This is a genomic window from Limnohabitans sp. TS-CS-82, assembly GCF_002943475.1.
Genome location: NZ_PTQX01000001.1, coordinates 698316 through 717904 on the forward strand (window position 1 = coordinate 698316; position 19589 = coordinate 717904).

Annotated in this window: 10 protein-coding genes; all 10 read right to left on the reverse strand. The window is 57.0% G+C overall.

All coding sequences use genetic code 11. The annotated features are described in order from the left end of the window. The 10 genes from C5F52_RS03420 to C5F52_RS03475 all read right to left on the reverse strand — a co-directional run bounded on the left by C5F52_RS03420 (position 1) and on the right by C5F52_RS03475 (position 19376). Positions 1–4629 carry a TolC family protein gene (locus tag C5F52_RS03420; RefSeq protein ID WP_161499639.1) on the reverse strand — a complete coding sequence of 1543 codons (4629 nt, stop codon included), beginning with the start codon at positions 4627–4629 and terminating at the stop codon, positions 1–3. 233 nt (positions 4630–4862) lie between these two features. Further along, positions 4863–5174 (reverse strand): XRE family transcriptional regulator, encoded by a 312-nt coding sequence (locus C5F52_RS03435; protein WP_236657697.1) that lies wholly within the window; start codon positions 5172–5174, stop codon positions 4863–4865. A 2-nt stretch (positions 5175–5176) separates the two neighbouring features. Continuing rightward, the gene (locus tag C5F52_RS03440; protein ID WP_104796898.1) at positions 5177–5530 is read right to left on the reverse strand and encodes a type II toxin-antitoxin system RelE/ParE family toxin; all 354 of its coding nucleotides are present in this window, start codon (positions 5528–5530) and stop codon (positions 5177–5179) included. A gap of 233 nt (positions 5531–5763) precedes the next feature. Further along, positions 5764–6054 (reverse strand): NadS family protein, encoded by a 291-nt coding sequence (gene nadS, locus C5F52_RS03445; RefSeq protein ID WP_104796899.1) that lies wholly within the window; start codon positions 6052–6054, stop codon positions 5764–5766. A 2-nt stretch (positions 6055–6056) separates the two neighbouring features. Beyond that, on the reverse strand, positions 6057–6368 hold the full coding sequence (locus tag C5F52_RS03450; RefSeq protein WP_104796900.1) for a type II toxin-antitoxin system RelE/ParE family toxin: 312 nt from the start codon (positions 6366–6368) through the stop codon (positions 6057–6059). 332 nt (positions 6369–6700) lie between these two features. Continuing rightward, on the reverse strand, positions 6701–7033 hold the full coding sequence (locus C5F52_RS03455; protein ID WP_104796901.1) for a helix-turn-helix domain-containing protein: 333 nt from the start codon (positions 7031–7033) through the stop codon (positions 6701–6703). Continuing rightward, complete coding sequence (locus C5F52_RS03460; protein WP_369951848.1) at positions 7030–7377, reverse strand: type II toxin-antitoxin system RelE/ParE family toxin; 348 nt, start codon at positions 7375–7377, stop codon at positions 7030–7032. Before C5F52_RS03460 ends, C5F52_RS03455 begins: the two co-directional genes overlap by 4 nt. A 160-nt stretch (positions 7378–7537) precedes the next feature. Continuing rightward, a complete protein-coding gene (locus C5F52_RS03465; RefSeq protein WP_104796903.1) occupies positions 7538–17251 on the reverse strand; it encodes an S-layer family protein in 9714 nt (3237 codons plus the stop codon). 17 nt (positions 17252–17268) lie between these two features. After that, on the reverse strand, positions 17269–18267 hold the full coding sequence (locus tag C5F52_RS03470) for an OmpA family protein (RefSeq protein ID WP_104796904.1): 999 nt from the start codon (positions 18265–18267) through the stop codon (positions 17269–17271). A 131-nt stretch (positions 18268–18398) separates the two neighbouring features. Further along, positions 18399–19376, reverse strand: coding sequence for an OmpA family protein (locus tag C5F52_RS03475; protein WP_161499640.1), 978 nt, complete (start codon positions 19374–19376; stop codon positions 18399–18401). Positions 19377–19589 lie beyond the last annotated feature (213 nt).

Below are 19589 nucleotides of genomic sequence, written 5' to 3' on the forward strand. Positions count from 1 at the left end.
TTAAAACCTTTTTGCCAAATCGCCCATGGACGCCAACAGTCGGGCACGGGCAATTTGTTCGTCATAAAACGCCGTCGTGGCAGCACTTTGGTAGCTGAACGCTTCGGCTTGAATATTCAATAAATCCAACAACTGGCGACGTGCCAAACGGAACTGCAAGCGGTAGCCTTCCACCACCTTGTCGCCCACACGCGCTTGGCTTTCGCCTTGAATCGCGCGGCCTTGTGCATTCACCCACTCTTGGTAAGACAAGCCCGCTTTTTCGCGCGCCAACAAACGCGCTTCTTCCAGCCCGTTTTGTGCAGCGGTGAGTTGACCCACTGCCGTGCGTACGCCCGCCGACGTGGCACCACCGCTGTACAGCGGCATGTTGACTTGCACTTGGGTGAAGGTGTCTTCTTTATAGGTCGTTGTAAAACCAGTCACGATCGGGTTCAGCTGACGCGTCGACGTCAAATCCACCGTCGGCCAATACTGGCCACGCGCCATGTTCACTGCCGCCTCAGCCGCTTGCACCTGCGCTTTTTGCTGGGCAATCGCGGGCAGATCGTCAGACACAGCATCCATCACTTGATCCATCGTTTGCGGCACAACCCCCAAACGCCCCGTTGGCCCCACCGCCTCTGATAATCCCAAAGGCTTAGACGGCAAACTGCCTTGCCAAAAACGGCTCAAGCGTTGACGCGCTTGATACAACTCGGTTTGACGTTGCAGCTTGATCAATGCCGCGTTGTCCATGCGCACTTGCGCTTGCTCTAAGTCGATGCGGCGGCCCGTGTCCACATCCACAATCTTTTGAATGTCATTGAGCGTGATGCGATGCGACTCAAAATTTTTGGTTGCCAACGCCAACATGTCCAAGGCACGCGCCCAGTTGATGTAAGCCTCGGCCGACAGCAAGGCCACGTCATCGCGTGTCAGTGCCTCTTGGTATTCGCTGCTTTGCGTCAACGCTTCGGCGCGTTGTGCATCCGCCTCAATGCGACCACCCGACCACAAGTTCAAACGCACCGATGGCGTTTGCGTGTTGGTGTTGATACCCGTGAAATCAAACGTCATTTGACCATCCAACACCAGAGTGTCTTTTGTTGTACCAGTAGCCGATGTAATTTTGAGTCCTACAGTGGAATTCGTGTGGAACTCTTGTGTTGTGGCTCCTGGTGAAGTGACCGAATCTAAAACAAAATCAAGTGTTGCACTTGCTGTTTTGTCACTTGATTGAAGCGTAAACAAATCATGACGAATGACGGCGGAATTTTGAGATGAATCAGTTTTTGTATAACTTACCTTGTATGCCGATTGATGATCGCTACTCTGACCTATATCGTTCACCATGGTTACGTCGCCATAATGCAAATGAATAGGCGCTCCAGATGTTGGCGGATTCAAAAATACGCCTTCGCCCGTATCATCATCAGACACCTTAACAAGGGCATCCCATGTGCTGTCTGTTCGACCTACCATCGAATAACTCGACTCACTTGTAATGACAGCAACGTCGTTAACACCAACTACTTTTATAGTCAATTGAGCTGTGCTGATGTTACCTGCGACATCTTTAACCTCATAGGTAAAAACTTCAAGCTTTTCCTCTCCGGCTTTCAGTGCCTTCGCCTTTAAAGGGTTAAGTTGATATGCGTACGAACCATCTGCGCTTATTTTCAGATCACCGTAATCACCATTAAGTGGCGAGGCACTAAGTGCAGTGAAGGTGGTCGCTACCCCAAACTTAACGCCAGTAACAAACACCTCTAAGCTGTTTGTTGGAGTTTTATTTATGCCATCATTTAGATACTGCGGATCACTATCGTCTGTAATCACATTACCAAGGATTGGATCAACAGGATTGCCACTTGGTAACGCCGTCACATTATTCGAGTCATTTACAGCCACCAAGAAGTTACGCGTTGCAGAGTCAGTACCTTGCGCTGTGGCGTTACTCAATGCATCCTTGATGACCGCACTGACTGTAAAAATAGCGCCATTGGCAGTTGGTGCCGTAAAGCTCGTCGTGGCCTTACCTACGTTCTTCATGGCTTGATCTATCGTCACTGTGACATCTGGAGTTCCTGCCACCGTGAAGATAACCTTATCACCCACTGCGACTGTGGACGAATCAAAAGATGCTTCGACGTTGTAGAGCGTGGCACCATTTAATTCCGGCGTATTCACAAAGCCATCATCCGTGCCGTTATTAGCACCATCGGTTGTGACACGAACAATGGGGGCTGCCCCACCGTTCGGTGCTGCATCATCCAGCGATGCAAGATCTGTAGGCGGGTTCGTGCTATCCATGTTTCCAGCTGCATCGGCATACATAGCGGTGACAGTTTGCGTTTGACCATTCAACGGCTTTGCAAATGAGTGATCAACAAAGCCTTTACCTGTGCCGTCATTCGTGGCCAAGTCGGTTGTCGTCAAAATGTGTGTCCACACAATGTCCGCGTCTATGCCATTCTTTGCCGTGAACACAATTTTGTGGCCAGCAATTGCTTTTGTTTTATCAAACGTTGCCCGACTGATGAAATTATTCACGTCACCCTGAGCAGTCAACTCAGCGCCACTCGCCACGCCATCACCGCCCGTATTACCTGCATCTGTGATGATGCGCACTCCCAAATCAACATCTTCATTATTTGGGGGCGTCACGTCCAGCGTGGCACTGTCGATAGGCTTTGCGTCCGTCGCAACATTACCCAAAACATCGACAAAATTTACCGACACAGTTTGCTTTAGCTCTGAGCTTGGCTTGATAAATGTGACGTCTACAAAACCCTTGCCACTCTCGTTGGTCTGCAAGTCAGCTGTTGTCAACACATGCGTCACAACGACAGGTGTATCCGTGCCATTTTGGACTGTGATCACAATCGAGTCGCCCGCTGCAACCTTGGTTTTATCAAACATCACGCGACTCGTAAACGTAGTCGAATCGCCTACCTCTTTGGCGTTTACAAAGGCATCATCGTTTGCATCCGTTGTGATGCGTACACCTAGCCCAGCATCGGCATTGCTTGCACCTGTATCTAGTCTCGCACTATCTATTCCCGTCGTCTCACCAAACATCGCCTTGATCTCGATGCTGCTTCCCTCGACGGGTTTTGGAAACGCGTTAACTAAGGTGAATGATTTGGAAGCTATGTCTGCGTCTGTCAGTACATGCAGCACCGGCGTCGAGATACCGTCTGTCACCGTCACTGTTTGGCCTACTTGCGCCAATTTAGGAACTTCAATGCGCACACTGACGCGGCTTGCCTTGTCTGACTCTGCCTTATTGATGTAGCCGTCATTGTTCTCATCATTGGTAATCAATACACCCGGCATCGCTGTATTAACAGTTGCACTGTCTGTGGCTGGCGATGGGCTTTTATTACCAGCAGCATCTTGAATGGTTGCCGTCACATCAATCGCGCTACCTTCACCTGGGGCAGTTAGACCTTTGAGAACCACTTGTTTTGCGGCGATATCCTCGGCAGTGAGTGTGATCGTGCGTGTGGTGTTGCCTGTAGCCGTTACCGTCAGCACGTCCCCTACTGCCGCGTCTTTGGTGAGTGCAACCGTTACCGTGACTAGATCTGCTGTACCCAAATCGTAATTACTCAAATAGCCGTCGTTGTTGTCATCAGAATTGATAGTGACGCGCAAACCACTTTTGCTGGCATCGACTGGATTGAACGGGTCTGGATTTACCGGTTCAATAAACGCACTCGTATCCAGTTTTGCCGTATCCGTCGCAGTGTCACTACTAGCACCTGCCGCATTCGTCATTTTTGCGGTCACATTGATGCTATTTCCTTCTGTGGGCTTTACAAACGCATCAGTTACGAATTTATTAGTGATGTCTGTCGCTGTTAGTACGTGTTTGAATTCTGTCGTGCCATCTGTCACGATGATTGTGTCTCCAACAATTGCCGTTGTTGGAATCGTTGTTTTAACTGTGAATTTTGTTTTGTCCGCTAGTAAGTCAAATTCTTTTTTGTTGACATATCCGTCGTTGTTTAAATCAGCTTCAATTGAGACTGTTGGAGCGCTTACCTTGACAATTGCAGCCCCGCCGCCGCCGCCGCCCCCCGCTGCAGCCGCAGCAGCAACACCCCCAGCCACAAGCCAACCACTCACACCACCAGCGGCCGCCACCAATGGCAAAGCCGACAACACAAAGTCATCGCCCAATGGGCCGCCGCCTAGCGACACGATGACAGGGGTGTTGCCGTCTTTGAGCTCGGCGGGCATGCTGCTGACGGCTGGGTCTTGCGGCACGTATTCGTACATGCCGCCGTTCTCGGCAGTGCCCACCAGCTTGGGCATGCCGTTGTCTTTGTCCTTGTCTGTGTTTTCCGCGTAGTAGTCTTCAATCACCACATCGGCGCGTTGACTGCCATCGAACATGAGGGTCAAGTTTTTGCCTACACGTTTGATGCGCACTTGGTCGGGTGCCAGGCTTTTGCCTTTGAGGTCATCTTGCAATTCAAAGCGCCAGCCTCGCTTGGCCACCACGCGTACAGGCTCGCCACCTTGCATCACACGCACCGGCTGGATGTCGGTGCCTTTGGCTGTTTTGGCATCGTATTTGAGGAAGGGGTAATCGTCCTCGGGCGCATAGCAAAACACCGTGCCGGGCAAACGCAGCACCTATCGGCATCAATGCGCTTGGCCAACTGTGTGGTGTTGAGTGCCCCCACCTCCACCCAATGCTCGGTGCGCGTGCGAGCCAAGGCGGTTTGCTCGTCGTGTGAATCGCCCACGAAATACATGACCAACTCAAAGCACTTGCGCGCGAACACATTCGCGTCTAAATACATTCACAGAAAACAAAACCCCACGCCTTTGTGAGGCGTGGGGTTTGCGCGTTGGAAGCCTAGTGCTTAACCGTGGTTATCTGCGCCGAGATGCTCAATCACGACCGGTGGTCGGTTTGGAAACTGCGCCACTAATTGCAACGTGCCGCCCATCCCCTCCACGTAATGGCGCAATGTAGACAGCAACATATCGCTGCGTTTTTCTAATCTGGAAATCGTCACCTGTCCCACCCCCAACGAAGCGGCTAGGTCGGCTTGGGTTTGTTGCGATGCAATACGCAAATCTTTCAACGTTGCCAATTCCATGGCACGTTTCGTCACGCGCTGCCTACGTGCTGCAGGCAATGCAGCCATCACATCCGTTAGTTTTCTTGCCATCTTCAAAACCCTTTCATATTCAAATGTTCGTCATAGCGCGTATCAGCAACTGACAACAAGCGTTTATAAAACCGCCGCTGGTCTGCACCACCTTTGTCGCCGCCCACCAACAACACCGCGTGACGCTGTGGGTCGAAGGCGAACGCAACGCGCCAGACCTCGCCGTTCCACGAAAAACGCAACTCCTTCATGTTTGCGTGCTTCGAACCCTTCAACGTATCCACCGTTGGTCTACCTAGCTGCGGCCCAAACGTTGCCAGCAAATTTGCATGCGCCAGCAACTCGTCCTGCAAACCTTCAGTGAGCGCCGAAAACTCGGCATCAAACGCGCTGTGAAACAAAACAGTCCAAAACATTTTATATGTCTTTAAAGCTATATTCAACGCCCCTCATTTGAGAGCTATCAAACTTTACTTTTGCCTCATAAAACTGTGCATCAGCGCCAATCACACAAAACAAAACCCCACGCCCTTGTGAGGCGTGGGGTCTGTGTGCGTTCAGCACCGCGCACGAAGCGCGGGTGTTGCTAGTTAGCGATTAACCGTGGTTAGCCAGCACCATGTGTTGGTCGGTGTTGAGCAAAACAACATTAAGCGTGAAGCGAACGCATTGCAAGCTCAGGAGATGTCGACACTATCTTTAACAGCGCGGCAGCAGGGCCAGTTGGGTTGCGGCGGTGCTGCTCCCAGTTTTGAAGCGTCTTCACACTCACGCGCATCATTTGCGCAAACTCGGACTGCGACAAACCCACTTGCTCACGCACCAAACGTACATCGGGGTTGTCAATATCAAAGCGGCGTGAGGCCTTAGCTTGACCTTTTGAAATCGCTTTCGCCTCTTTCAAACTCTGCACCAAATCGTCGAACAATGCTTTTTCCATTTTCACAACTCCTTCACCAATTCATACAACAGTGCCACCTCTTTGTCGGTCAATGTGTCCTTGGCTGACTTGGGGTATGCCACCAACATGTAAATCTGAAACTCATCTTTGAGCCAGTAATAAATCACTCTCACACCACCGCTCTTACCGCGGCCCTGCGTTGCATATCGCAACTTACGAATACCACCACCGCCGCGAATCAAATCACCCGCCGCTGGATTTGCAACCAATGTCAGCTGCATTTGTGCATAAGCATCGTCTGATAGCAGCGCCGTAATCGTGCGCGTGAACGTGGGGGTTTCGATGAATTCCACACAACTCCATTCTATACGCCATTGGCGTATCTTAGGTTTCTTAGAAAACGCTCATCCTCCACCCTATCCCCACCAATCTGCGCAACCCTCAATCACACAAAACAAAACCCCACGCTCCTTGTGAGGCGTGGGGTTCAAATACTTTTAAAACTTAAGCCGCTTGTTGCAGCAATTTCAGCTTAGCGCCCAAAGACGCTTTGAATTCCTTTTGAACGTATTCGGATATCGACTTCTTTTTTTGCCTTAGTGAGTCGATTTCGGATTTCGTCAATCGAACGGAAGCCGACAAGGTAGCTGGCTTTGATACCGACGCTTTCGATGAGTTCATTTGTTCAACTAACCGACAACTGCACATGCTTGCCGGTTCGCGCCAGCATATCGACCAACGCGTCAATCGTGAACTTCACAGTTTTCTTATTCATCACATCCGACACGCGGGGACGCGTCACACCCAAAATTTGTGCGGCATCGGATTGTTTTAAATGCTGCTCATTCATCCACACCGCCAGCTCGCTCATCAACGATTCTTTGATGGCCAGCTTTTCCGAAATCACACGGTTCGACTCAGCTTTCAACAAAGCCGCCTCTTTGGCATCAAAACCCAAGTCGGCAAATACATTACCGCCAACTGGTGTTTTGTGCATTGATTTAGTATTGCTTTTCATTTTTTACTCCGTTCCTGAACCACCGCTTTGTAACGTGCGGCAGTAATCTCTTTGTCTTGCTTGCTCGTCGCGCTTGTCTTTTTCTTAAAGCAGTGCAACACATAAACCGCCTCGGGAAATTTGGCGACATACATCACACGAAACCATCCGTCGTTCAAGCTGATGCGAATCTCTTTTGTGCCCGCACCCACCACGTCAAAAGGTTTCCAATCATCAGGGTCTAACCCAGCCTGAACTTGGCTCAGCTGCCGTCCAGCCTCGCGGCGCGCGTCTGGCGTAAAGATGTCATCGCTCTTGATGTCTTTTAACGAAGAACCACGCCAGTCAATCGGTTTTTCAATCATCAGGGCCTCCTCAGTGTATCAAAACTTATACACACCTTCAAGCTAAATATCGTGCCTATCCTCCGTGCAATCCCCACCAATCTGCGCAACCCCCAATCACACAAAACAAAACCCCACGCCCTTGTGAGGCGTGGGGTTTGTTGCGTTGAAAGCCTAGTAATTAACCGTGATTAGCCAACACCATGTGCTGGTCAATCAACAGCTGCGCTGCTGCTGCGGAAGACGCGTTGTACACCGCGTAGGTGTGGTCGCCTTCTGTCACTGTGTTGCCGGTGTTGGCCCACTGTGACAAGTCGAGCTCTACTGTGTCGTTGGCGTCGCCGGTGAGGGTGAGCTTGTGCACACCGTTCACAGCCGAGGAAGCCAAAGGCAAGGTCAACACATCGGCCAAGTTCAGCTTCAAGGTGTTGGCACCCGTTGTGCCGTTCACCGCGCTGCCCGTCAGGTCGATGGCGGTCACGTTGCTGTGCACAGCCGCAACGCTGGACAGGTCGAGCGTCATGTTGCTGCCCAACAGGTTCAAGGTATCGCCAGAAGCTGCGCCCGTCAGGGTGTAGTCCAACGCGTTGTAGGCAAACAGCGCATCGGCCACTTGCATGCTCGAGCCATCGGCCATGGCTGCGGTGCTTTGACCCACTTCGGTCACGCCTGCCACGGGGGTGCGCTGCACGCCGTCGCTCACCAAGTTGATGTTGGTGATGCCCCAATCGGCCAAGCTGCGCACTTCGCCTGCGTCGCTCACGCCGTTTTGGTTGACGTCTTGCCACACCTTGAACTCGGCAAACTTCGCGTCGGCGGCGTTGAACACGCCGTCGTGGTTGGTGTCGAACGCGTCAGACAAACCTTCCAAGTCTGAAGCCACGCGGTTGTGGCCTGCGGCGTCCACGCGGGTCGATGTGGCGTACTGGCCAAACGCGTACTGGCTGTTGTCGTGCACCACGCCATCGCCCAGCTTGTCCCACACCAACACGCCGTCTTGTGCGCCCGCCCATTGGGTGAGTGACAAGTGGTTGCTGCCGTTCACGTCCATCGCCACTTGGGTGTAGCTGAACGTGCCATCGCGGTTCAGGTCCAGCACCACGGGGGCGACGGGGACCAGCACCTGCACCACAAACACCTGACCGCCTGCGACTGTGTCAATGTCGCTGTAAGTTCCGCTGCGGTTATGACCTACCGTGTTGTGGTAGCCCGCAGTCGTCAATGTGGACGTCCAGTAACGGTAAATATTGGTCCAGGTCGGCGAGGCAGGCCATGTGATGGTCGTGCTGGTGAGTTCTGCAAGGTTGGGCAGCACCAAGGTGTAGCCGTTCACAATCACGCTGCGCTCGGTGTCCACGCCAACCGTGGCTGCGGACAGACCTGTGGTGTCCGAACCTGCGTTGAACAAGGTGTCGAGCTGGTCGTGACTGACTGCATCCAAATAGCTAGAGGTACCGTCTCCGCTCGTGTCCACAAAGTAATACACCTTGCCGTCGGAACCTGTGACCTTGTTAATCAGGTTCAGGTTCAAGCCGCTGACGGTGCCCAAGCTGAGCGTCGTGCCCATAGGCAGCGAAGCAAACACCCCCACCGTGTCGGTGGCCGTGCTGAACTCGGACTTGCCGCCGTTGGCCACGGTGCTGGTGAACACACCTTCGGTGATGTGCTGCGTCTCGTCCCAGCCGCGGAAGGTGATGGCGTCGGCGATGGTGCCGCTGGTGCCGTTGGCTTTGTAGAACACGCGGGTGTTGGTGTCTGCGGCCAACAACAAAGCGTTGGTGTCGCTCAGCGTGGTGGCAGGTGTCAACCAGGTGGTGCCGCCGTCCAGCGAGTAGTACAGCGTGCCGCCTGTGTGCACACCGGTGATGGCGATGCCTTTGAGGGCGCCTGCATCGGTGTCGCTGATGCCGACGACCAAGCTGCTGACCAAGTCACCCGCCGTGGTGTTGCCGTTGACTGGCGCTGCGGCAGAAGGCGACAAGCTGGTCAATGTGGGCGTTTGTGCTGCGTCCAATACGGGGGCGGTGTTGGCTTTGACCACTTCAAGCGCAACGTAGTACTGAGCAGTTTCAGCCAAATCTTGGACAGTGCCGCCAATACTGGCGCTCCCTGTACGAACCGCAGCATGCCCAGTGGGTGACAATGTGGCGGATAAATACCCACCATCCTGCCAGCCAGTAGGTGTACCGCTATCGCCGGCAGCGGTAGTGCCTGTGCCGTTTGTCGTATCCCAGATGGCCAAGAGCTCATCGTAGCTAGAGTTATTGGTCGTGCCGTACCCTATTGCAGCCGTACCATTCTGTATAGCGTAACCTTGCGGGAAGCTCATGCCACCGTTGGCCGTAGGCAATGCCACCATGACACCATTTAGGGTGGCGTAGCGGTACACATCATCGGTATTGGTTCCTGGGTTGGGGTTGAGGTTGCCGTTGATGTCGTATTGGAAGATGCCATCCAAAGTATCGTGTGTCGTCGCGTCACGGCCACCGTTCAAACTGCCGGTGTTGGCACTCGTGCCATCACCCGAACGGTCCCAGAAGTAGTACCACTTGCCTTCCACTTGCACAGGGGCAATCAGTTGGCCGCTGGTGCCGAGGTCAATCACCGAGCCAGTGCCCGCTGACACGGTGAAGTTCAGCGTGGTCGCGTCTGTGATGCCTGCATAGGCGTTGTTGGCCAAGTCTTTGATGGCTGTGGTGGCCACTTTGAGGTAGTAGCCGGTGCCTGCGGCCAAGTTGGCCGTGGGGTTGATGGTCAGGGTGCTGCCGTTCCAGCCGGTCACCAAGGTGCTGCTGGCTACGTCAAAGCTCTCGACCAAGGTGTTGCTGACGTTGTACAGCTCTATGAGGCCCGTGCCTTTTTGAACAGCTTCGCTGAAAGTCAGGGTCAGGTCGTTGGCCACGTTGGCGTAGGCCACGGTGCCGTTGTCGGCGGGGGAGCTGCTGAGCAGGGTGGGAGCGATGCTGTCAGGGGAGGCCACGGTGATGTCAAAGGTGTCGAAGTCGCTCAGGCTGCCGTCGCTGGCTGTCACTTTCACGCTCAAGGTGCTGCCCGCTGTGCCCGCACTGGGCGTGCCGCTGACCGTACGTGTGGCGGCATCAAAACTCAGGCCCACGGTGGAGAGTGCCGAGCCATCTGCCAAGGTGGCGGTGTAGGTGAGTGAGGTGCTGTCCACGTCGCTGAAAGCGTTGGCAGGCACCACGTAGTTGGTGATGGCCACCGTGGCGGTGGCCGTGGTGTCGGCCAAGGCGTTGGCGATGATGGGGGCGTCGTTGGTGCCCGTGATGACCACGCTGATGGTTTGTGTGGTGCCGTCGGCGGTGCTGACGGTCAAGCTGTCGGTGATGACGTCAGTTGGCTTGAGTTGGTTTTGGGCGTTGTCCATCACGTAGGTCCAAGCGCCTGCGGTGGTGATGGTGAATTTGCCCAAACCTGCGCTGCCTGCCACGTTGGTTTGCGCCACCACGGTGGTGGCGCTGTCGACATCGGCCACGTTGAGTTGGCCGGTGATGGTTTGGGCCACGTCGGTTTCAGAGGTGGCTTTGCTGATGTCGCCACTGAAGGTGGCGGCGTCGTTGACGGGCGTGACGGTGACCGCCAAGGTGGCTGTGCTGGTGTTGCCCGCCGCGTCGGTGACGCGGTAGGTGAAGGTGTCGGTCACGTTGGCTGTGATGGCGTGAATGCCCGCGCCATAGGTGTAGGTGTAGGCGCCATCGGTGCCCAGCGTGAGGGTGCCGTGTGTGCCGGCTGCATTGCTGACCAGCGTGTAGGTTTCTGTGGTGTCCTTTGAGGTGTCGTTGGTGCTGACGTTGCCTGTTTGTGTGACCGTGTTTTCGGTGGCCGAGCTGGTGTCGTTGACGGCAACAGGGGCCACTTTGTCGAGCGAAGTGATGAGGGCTTGCAGCTTTTCCAAGGTGTCGGTTTCGCTGCCGGTGTCGCTTTTGAGCGCGATGGCGGCCAAGAGGGTGGGCAGGTTGTCGGTGCTGACGCCGGTGGTGTCGAGGCCAATTTTTTGCAGGTCGGCAATGGTCAGCGCAGGGTTGGGTGTGCCGCCTGCGGCTTTGAGCTGAATGGCGTTGGCGATGGTGGCCAAGGCTTGCACGTCGGCCACGGTGCCCACATCAGCCGCTTGTTTTCCGCCCACGATGGCGTTGAGCAGGGCCAAGGTTTCGGGGTCGGTGGCTGCGTCGGTGGGGGCAGAGCCGAGGTTGACACCAATGGCTGCATATTGCGCAGCAGTGGGGTTGCTGGCGGGGTTGGCGTCGGGTGTGCCGTTGCCTGCTGTGTTGGCGGTGTCGTTGGCTTCGGCCAAGATGGCTTTGTAAGCGTCGACCACGGCTTGCACTTCGCCCAATGTGTCGACGGATGTGCCCACCACGGCGGCGCTGTTGAGCGCGCTTTGAATGGCGGCCACGTTGGTGCTGTCCACACCGGTGACGCCTGCGGTGGCAAACACGCTGGCGGCTACGTTGGTGTTGGTGGCGTCGTTGGCTTGGGCAGCAGCGGCGATGGTGCTGAGGGCGGCTGCGGCAGCCGCAGCGTTGGCTGCGTTGGTAGCGCCTGTGTTGGCCACGGCTTGCAGTTCGGCCAAGGTGTCGACACCTGTGCCGTCGTCTGCGGTGGCGGCGATGGCGGCTTGGATGGCTGACAGGTTGGCGTCTGTTACGCCGGTAATGCCGAGGGATTCGAGCTGTGCCTTTGTTGGGGCTGTGCCTGTGCCTGCACTGTTGATAACGAGGGCGGCCAAGTCAGCCAAGGCTTGCACTTTAGCGACCGTGTCGACATCGGCAAATGCTTTGGTGTCGACCACGTCGCCCAACAAGCTGGTTTTGGCGGCGCTGTCGATGCCGTTGATGCCGATGGCGGCGTATTGCGCTTGCGTGGCGTTGTTGGTGCCAGCTGTGTCGGCGTTGGCTTTGATGGCGTTGTAAGCGTCGACCACGGCTTGCACTTTGGCGGTGGTGTCGGCTTGGCCGCTTTGCACGTCGGCGTCGTTCAAGGCGCTTTGGATGGCGGCGATGTTGTTGGCATCGACACCGGTCACGCCGGCTGTGGCAAACACGCTGGCAGGCACGTTGGTGTTGGTGGCGTTGTTGGCTTGGGCAGCGGCAGCGATGGTGCTGAGTGCGGCGGTGATTGCTGCGGCGTTGGCTGCGTTGGTGGCGCCTGTGTTGGCCACGGCTTGCAGTTCGCTCAGGGTGTCGACGCCTGTGCCGTCGTCTGCGGTGGCAGCGATGGCGGCTTGGATGGCTGACAGGTTGGCGTCGGTCACGCCGGTGATGCCGAGGGCTTCGAGTTGGGCTTTTGTTGGCGCGGTGCCAGCGGCTGCGCCGGTGATGACGGCAGCGGCGGCTGTTGCCAAGGTTTGCAGTTCGAGCACTGTGTCCACATCAGCAAATGCTTTGGTGTCGACCACGTCGCCCAGCAGGCTGGCTTTGGCAGCGTTGTCGATGCCGGTCACGCCCACGGCGGTGTATTGCGCGGCGGTGGCGTTGGTGGTGCCAGCTGTGTCGGCGTTGTCTTTGATGACTTTGTACGCGTCAACGATGGCTTGCACTTCGGCAGTGGTGTCAGCCGCAATGCCGTTGACAGCGGCGCTGTCGAGGGCGCTTTGAATGGCGCTGAGGTTGGTGCCGTCCACACCGGTCACACCGGCGGTGGCAAACACGCTGGCGGCCAAATTGCCGCTGGTAGCGCTGTTGGCTTCGGCGGCGGCTTTGATGGTGTCGAGCGCGGCGGTGGTGGCGGCTGCTGCGTTGACCGCGTTGGTGACGACGGTTTGCAGTTCGCTCAGGGTGTCGACGCCTGTGCCGTTGTCGGTGGTGGCGGCGATGGCGGCTTGCACAGCAGCCAAATTGGCGGGCGTGACGCCGGTGATGCCCAAGGCTGCAAGTTGTGCTTGGGTGGGGGCGGTGCTGCCAGCAGCACCCGACATGACGGCAGCGGCCGCGTCGGCCAAGGCTTGCACTTCGGCCACGGTGTCGACATCGGCAAAGGCTTTGCCGTCGATGGCGTCGCCGAGCAGGCTTGTCTTCACGGCGCTGTCCACACCCGTTACGCCGATGGCGGCGTATTGGGCATCGGTGGCGTTGGCGGCAGTGGCGTTGTCAGCGTTGGCTTTGATGGCGTTGTACGCGTCGACGATGGCTTGCACTGCGCCCAGTGTGTCTGCCGATGTGCCCAACACAGCGGCGCTGTTGAGGGCGCTTTGAATGGCGGCCACATTGTTGGCGTCCACGCCGGTCACACCTGCGGTGGCAAACACGGTGGTGGCCACGTTGGTGTCGGTCGCGTCGTTGGCTTGCGCAGCAGCAGCGATGGCGCTGAGCGCAGCTGCGGCAGCAGCGGCGTTGGCCGCGTTGGTGACGACGGTTTGCAATTCACCCAAGGTGTCGACGCCTGTGCCACCGTTGCCCGTGGCTGCAATGGCAGCGACCACAGCGGCCAAGTTGGCAGACGTGACGCCAGTGATGCCGAGGGCTTCTAACTGGGTTTGTGTAGGGGCTGTGCCACCGGTTGCGCCTGTGATGACGGCTGCTGCGGCGTTGGCTAAGGCTTGCAGTTCGGGCACAGTGTCCACGTCAGCAAATGCTTTGGCGTCGACCACGTCGCCCAACAGATTGGTTTTGGCGGCATTGTCGATGCCGGTCACGCCCACGGCGGCGTATTGCGCTTGCGTAGCGTTGGCGGTGGATGCGGTATCGGCGTTGGCCTTGATGGCGTTGTACGCATCGACGATGGCTTGCACTTCGGGTTTGGTGTCAGCGGCGGCGCCATTCACAGCGGCACTGTTGAGGGCGCTGTTGATGGCGGCAAAGTTATTCGCGTCTACGCCGGTAATGCCAGCGGTGGCAAAGTCGGCCAGGCTGGGCGTGGTGCCTGCAGAGTTGTTTTCTGCGGCAGTTTTGATGGCGTCGAGTGCAGCAGCGGCAGCGGCGTTGGTGACGACGGTTTGCAGTTCGGTGAGTGTGTCTACACCTGCAGCACCGCTGCCGTTGGCAGCGATGGCGGCTTGCACAGCAGCCAAGTTGGCGGGTGTGACGCCGGTGATGCCGAGGGCTTCGAGCTGGCTTTGTGTGGGGGCTGTGCCACCGGTGGCACCAGTCATCACGGCGGCGGCGGCGTCAGCCAAAGCTTGCACTTCGGCAACCGTATCAACAGCAGTGAATGGCTTGGCATCGACCACGTCGCCCAGCAAGCTTTCTTTTTCGGCGCTGTTGACACCGGTCACACCAATGGCGGTGTATTGCGCAGCAGTGGGGTTGGTGGCGTTGTTGTTAGCCGTGCCGTCGGCATTGGCTTTGATGGCGTTGTACGCATCGACGATGGCTTGCACTTCGGGCTTGGTGTCAGCGGCTGCGCCATTCACAGCGGCGCTGTTGAGGGCGCTGTTGATGGCAGCAAAGTTGGTGCTGTCCACACCGGTGATGCCAGCGGCGGCAAAGTCGGCAACGGTGGGGGTGGTGCCAGCAGAGTTGTTTTCGGCGGCGGTTTTGATGGCGTCGAGTGCCGCTGCTGCTGCAGCGGCGTTAGTGACCACGGTTTGCAGTTCGGTGAGGGTGTCGACACCCGCGGCACCGCTGCCGTTGGCTGCGATGGCGGCTTGTACAGCGGCCAAGTTGGCGGGTGTGACGCCGGTGATGCCCAGCGCATTGAGCTGCGCTTGTGTGGGGGCTGTGCCGCCCGTAGCACCTGCGATGACGGCAGCGGCTGCATCGGCCAAGGCTTGCACTTCGGGCACGCTGTCCACAGCGGTGAAGGGTTTGCTGTCGACCACGTCGCCGAGCAAGCTTTCTTTAGCGGCGCTGTCTACGCCGGTGACACCGATAAGGGCGTACTGTGCTTGGGTGGGGTTGTTGGCGTAGTTAGCTGCGGTGCCGTCAGCGTTTTCGCGAATGGCGTTGTAGGCGTTGACGATGTTTTGAATTTCAACGAGTGTGTCTGTGGCTGACCCGTTCACGGCAGCGCTGTTGAGGGCGCTTTGAATGGCGGCGACGTTGGTGCTGTCTACGCCGGTCACGCCAGCGGTGGCAAACACGCCGGCGGCGACGTTGGTGTTGCTTGCGTCGTTGGCTTGGGCGGCAGCTGAGATGGCGGCGAGTGCGGCGGCAACGGCTGCAGCGGCAGCCGCAGCTGCGGCGTCTGCACCGATGGTGACCACGGCTTGCAGCTCGGCCAAGGTGTCCACACCAATGCCGTCGTCGGCGGTGCGGGCGATGGTGGCTTGGACTTCGGCCAAGTTGGCGTCGGTCACGCCTGTGATGCCGAGGGCTTCGAGCTGGGCTTTGGTGGGAGCGGTGCCACCGGCTGCGCCGGTCATCACCGCAGCGGCTGCATCGGCCAGGGCTTGCAGTTCTGGGACTGTGTCCACGGCAGTGAAGGGCTTGCTGTCGACCACGTCGCCCAGCAGGCTGGCTTTGACATTGCTGTCGACGCCTGTCACGCCAATGGCGGCGTATTGTGCTTGGGTGGGGTTGGTGGCGTTGTTGTTGGCCGTGCCGTCGGCGTTGGCTTTGACGGCGTTGTATGCGTCGACGATGGCTTGCACTTCGGCCAATGTGTCGGCTGATGTGCCAATGACGGCTGCGCTGTTAAGGGCACTTTGAATGGCGGCCACGTTGGTGCTGTCCACGCCGGTGACGCCTGCCGTGGCAAACACGCTGGTGGCCACGTTGGCATCGGTGGCGTTGTTGGCCTGCGCAGCAGCAGCGATGGCGCTGAGGGCCGCTGCAGCGTTGGCTGCATTGGTGGCGCCGGTGTTGGCCACGGCTTGCAGTTCGGTGAGGGTGTCAACGCCTGTGCCGTCGTCAGGGGTGGCGGCAATGGCGGCTTGGATGGCAGACAGGTTGGCATCGGTTACGCCGGTGATGCCGAGGGCTTCGAGCTGTGCCTTTGTTGGCTGGGTGCCAGCGGCTGCGCCAGTGATAACGGCAGCGGCGGCAGTGGCCAAGGTTTGCAGTTCGGGCACGGTGTCCACATCAGCAAATGCTTTGGTGTCGACCACGTCGCCCAACAGATTTGTTTTAGCAGCGTTGTCGATGCCGGTCACGCCCACGGCGGCGTATTGCGCTTGGGTGGCGTTGGTGGTAGCGGCTGTGTCGGCGTTGTCTTTGATGGCTTTGTAGGCATCGACGATGGCTTGCACTTCGGCTTTGGTGTCAGCGGCTGCGCCGTTGAGGGCGGCGCTGTCGAGGGCGCTTTGGATGGCGGCCAAGTTATTGGCGTCTACGCCGGTGATGCCGGCTGCGGTGAACACGCTGGCCGCGAGGTTACCGCTGGTGGCGGTGTTGTTTTCTGCTGCAGCTTTAATAGAGGCGAGTGCTGTGGCTGCAGGGTCTGTGACCGCTGCTGCACCACCACCGCCACCACCGCCGCCCGCGACTGCGGCAGCACCCACTGCAGCTGCACCAGCCGTGAGTGCGCTAAAGCCGCCGCCTGCTGCTGCCAGAAGGACACCGCTCAGTGCAAAGTCTTCGCCCACTTGACCGCCACCCAACACTTGGCTGACGGGCTTGCCGCCTTCGGCCAAGTTGATGGGCAGGCCTGAAGCGGTTGGGTCTTCGGGAATGTATTCATACAGCTTGCCGTCTTCTGCGCGGCCATAGAGGCCACGGTTGTTTTCGGTAAGCATGGCGTCGTCGTAGTAGCCCTCGATGATGAGGTCGGCTTCACTGCTGCCGTCCAACATGACGTGCAAGTTTTTGCCCACGCGTTTGCTGCGAATGTTTTCGGGGCCGACGTTTTTGGCGGCTGGGTCTTCGAGGTGGTAGCGCGCGCCTTTGACGGCTTTGATGGTGGTGGGCTTGCCTGATTTGCCGCTGCCTGATGCCACGTCAAATGTTTTGTTGGTTTCTTCGTTGCCTGTGTTGACGAGGACTTTGATGTTTTTAGCCATGATGTGTATTTCTTAAATTAGCGGGCTGTGACTTGAACGCTGACCACCACACGGCGGTTAGGTTTGTTGCATTCGATGGATTCGGGGGTGGCGGTTTTGCCACAGGTGGTGATGACGGGCTGTGTGTCGCCCATGCCTTCGCCGGTGATGCGTTTGGCGCTCATGCCGCCTTGGATGAAGTAGCTGCGAATAGCAAGCGCGCGGGCTTCAGACAGGCGCTTGTTGGCGGCTGGGTTGCCCAGTGGGTCGGCATGGCCGGTGATTTGGATGAGAGCGTTGTCGTCGCTGCCGTATTGTTTTTGCAGACGACCGATGAGTTCGTCCAGCGAATCACGGCCTTGGGCGGAGATGCCTTTGACATCCGCTTTGCCAAATGCGAACAAGGCATCAGCGCTGAGGACGATGCTTTCTTTTTTCACGATGCGTGGCGCGGGGGCTTGACGTGGCTCGGGTTCGACACACTCTTTGGCTTCGGCGACGCGAGTGGCAGCGTGGATTTGGCGGCGGGTGTCTTTGAGTTCGGCGTGTGCCAGCTCAGCTTTGATGGGGGTGAGGGTGGCGCGGCCATCGCCGTATTCAAAGACGCGCACATACAAGTTTTGGGCAGCTTGTGGTTTGAGTGTGGTGGTGGCGTCTTGGAAGTTTTTGAGTTCACCGCCGGCTTGCACCATGTGCGCGGCGAGCTGGAAGTCGGCTGGCTCAACGCAGACTTCGGTGTAACCGCCAAGCTGCAAAGAGGTGTGATAGTGGCCGTTGACTTCGAGGTGGGCCACGCCTGTGGCAAAGCCTTGGGCTGGACGGTACAGGGTGACGCGGGCCAGTTTTGGGTTGAGTTTTTGTGGCGCCACATAGCCTTCGCCCTGGGGCTCGGTGACGCTGCCTGCGGTTTCAGGGTCAGCGTAGGCGCTGGTGGGGGCGACTTGTGCGTGGGCCGCACACACGCCCAACAGCGCAAAGGCTGCTGCAAGGGCGGCAGCGCGGGAGCTGCTGAATAAGCGGGCATTAATAGAATTCATAAGTACTCTTTTGAAGTTGCTGTTACTAAAAAATGAGGCTATTTTGCACTACATTTTTTAACAAGTTATGGAAATGGGTTAACAGTTCCGGTATTTTTGCAACTTAAAGCACCACAAAGTATTAAGTATTGTTAATGAATGTCTACCGCAACCTCGATTTCGACGCGACGGGGAGAGAGCCCAAAGAGCTGAGCTTTTTGCTTGTCGTCGGAGCCACGGCCCTCGTACGTGAGGGCAGTCGTGCGCAGGCCTTGGGCTTTAAAAAAGGCGCGGACGGTTTTGGCGCGGTCTTGTGAAATGCGGCGGTTGAGGGTTTCGTTGGACTCGTCATCAGCAAAGCCCACGACGTGCACTTTGACGTCAGCAAAGGTTTTGTACTTGACGTTGATTTTTTGAATGATGTTTTTGAGCTCTTGTCGGCCTTCGACGCTGATGGCGTGAATTTCAGTTTTCTTGAGTTCAAAGATGGCGTCAGAGCCAAAGGTGATGACGTTGGGATCAAACACGATGCGGGTGTCTTCGGCTTCGCGGCAGGGCTGCACGCCGGACACGCGGCTGAGGGTGTGCATTTGCTGTTTGGCGTTGGCCAGCTCAGCGGCGGCGGTTTGAGGGGTGACGACGTCGATGCGGCTTTTTTGACCGGCCATTTCCGCCACGCGCAGGTACACGGACTGGCCGCCTTTCATGGCCACGGTGTGACGGGTGTCAAGCTCAGGGTTGATGTCGGCTATGACGTCAGGCAAAAAGCGGGTGCGGACCTCGGCCTTTTTACCGACGAGGCAGACGACCGAGAAGGCTTCTTTTTGCAAAGAGGCGTGGTAGCGGTCGTTCAGGTACACCGAGACAACGCCCACTTGGTCGGTGGGTTTGTCTGTGGCTTTGCGGGTGTCTAAGGGGGCGCGGTAGAGAACGAGGCGGGTTTGTTCGCCAGCAACGCTGTTGACGGCGGCGTAGGTTTCGCCCAAGGGTTTGTTAACACCGTATTTGGGTTTGCTAGGCGCTTTGTCTTTGTCGGTTTGCGCGTGGGCTTGCAGGCACACCGCCGCTGTTGCAAACGCCAAAATTACCAAGTGCCAACGCACAGGGCGTTGGTTGAGAATTGAAACCATCAAAAACCACCAAAATTGAATTCGGCAGTTGCGCTTACCACAAGCGTAAAAACCGGAAGAACCACAGAAACTGGCGCTTAAACGCCAAAATAGACAAAAATGATTGTCTGGGGTTTTCCCGATTTCGTACATACGCCAATTGGCGTATTAAGCCTGATTTAATTGGGGTTTTTGGAGGTTTTGACCGGTGCTTTCAATGAAAGTGAGTGCGAC

Excerpts from the sequence above, each read along its gene's own strand:
- C5F52_RS03460 (WP_369951848.1), bottom strand. The coding sequence starts at position 7,377 with ATGATTGAAAAACCGATTGACTGGCGTGGTTCTTCGTTAAAAGACATC.
- C5F52_RS03440 (WP_104796898.1), bottom strand. The coding sequence starts at position 5,530 with ATGTTTTGGACTGTTTTGTTTCACAGCGCGTTTGATGCCGAGTTTTCG.
- C5F52_RS03435 (WP_236657697.1), bottom strand. The coding sequence starts at position 5,174 with ATGGCAAGAAAACTAACGGATGTGATGGCTGCATTGCCTGCAGCACGT.
- C5F52_RS03470 (WP_104796904.1), bottom strand. The coding sequence starts at position 18,267 with ATGAATTCTATTAATGCCCGCTTATTCAGCAGCTCCCGCGCTGCCGCC.
- C5F52_RS03475 (WP_161499640.1), bottom strand. The coding sequence starts at position 19,376 with ATGGTTTCAATTCTCAACCAACGCCCTGTGCGTTGGCACTTGGTAATT.
- nadS (WP_104796899.1), bottom strand. The coding sequence starts at position 6,054 with ATGGAAAAAGCATTGTTCGACGATTTGGTGCAGAGTTTGAAAGAGGCG.
- C5F52_RS03455 (WP_104796901.1), bottom strand. The coding sequence starts at position 7,033 with ATGAAAAGCAATACTAAATCAATGCACAAAACACCAGTTGGCGGTAAT.
- C5F52_RS03465 (WP_104796903.1), bottom strand. The coding sequence starts at position 17,251 with ATGGCTAAAAACATCAAAGTCCTCGTCAACACAGGCAACGAAGAAACC.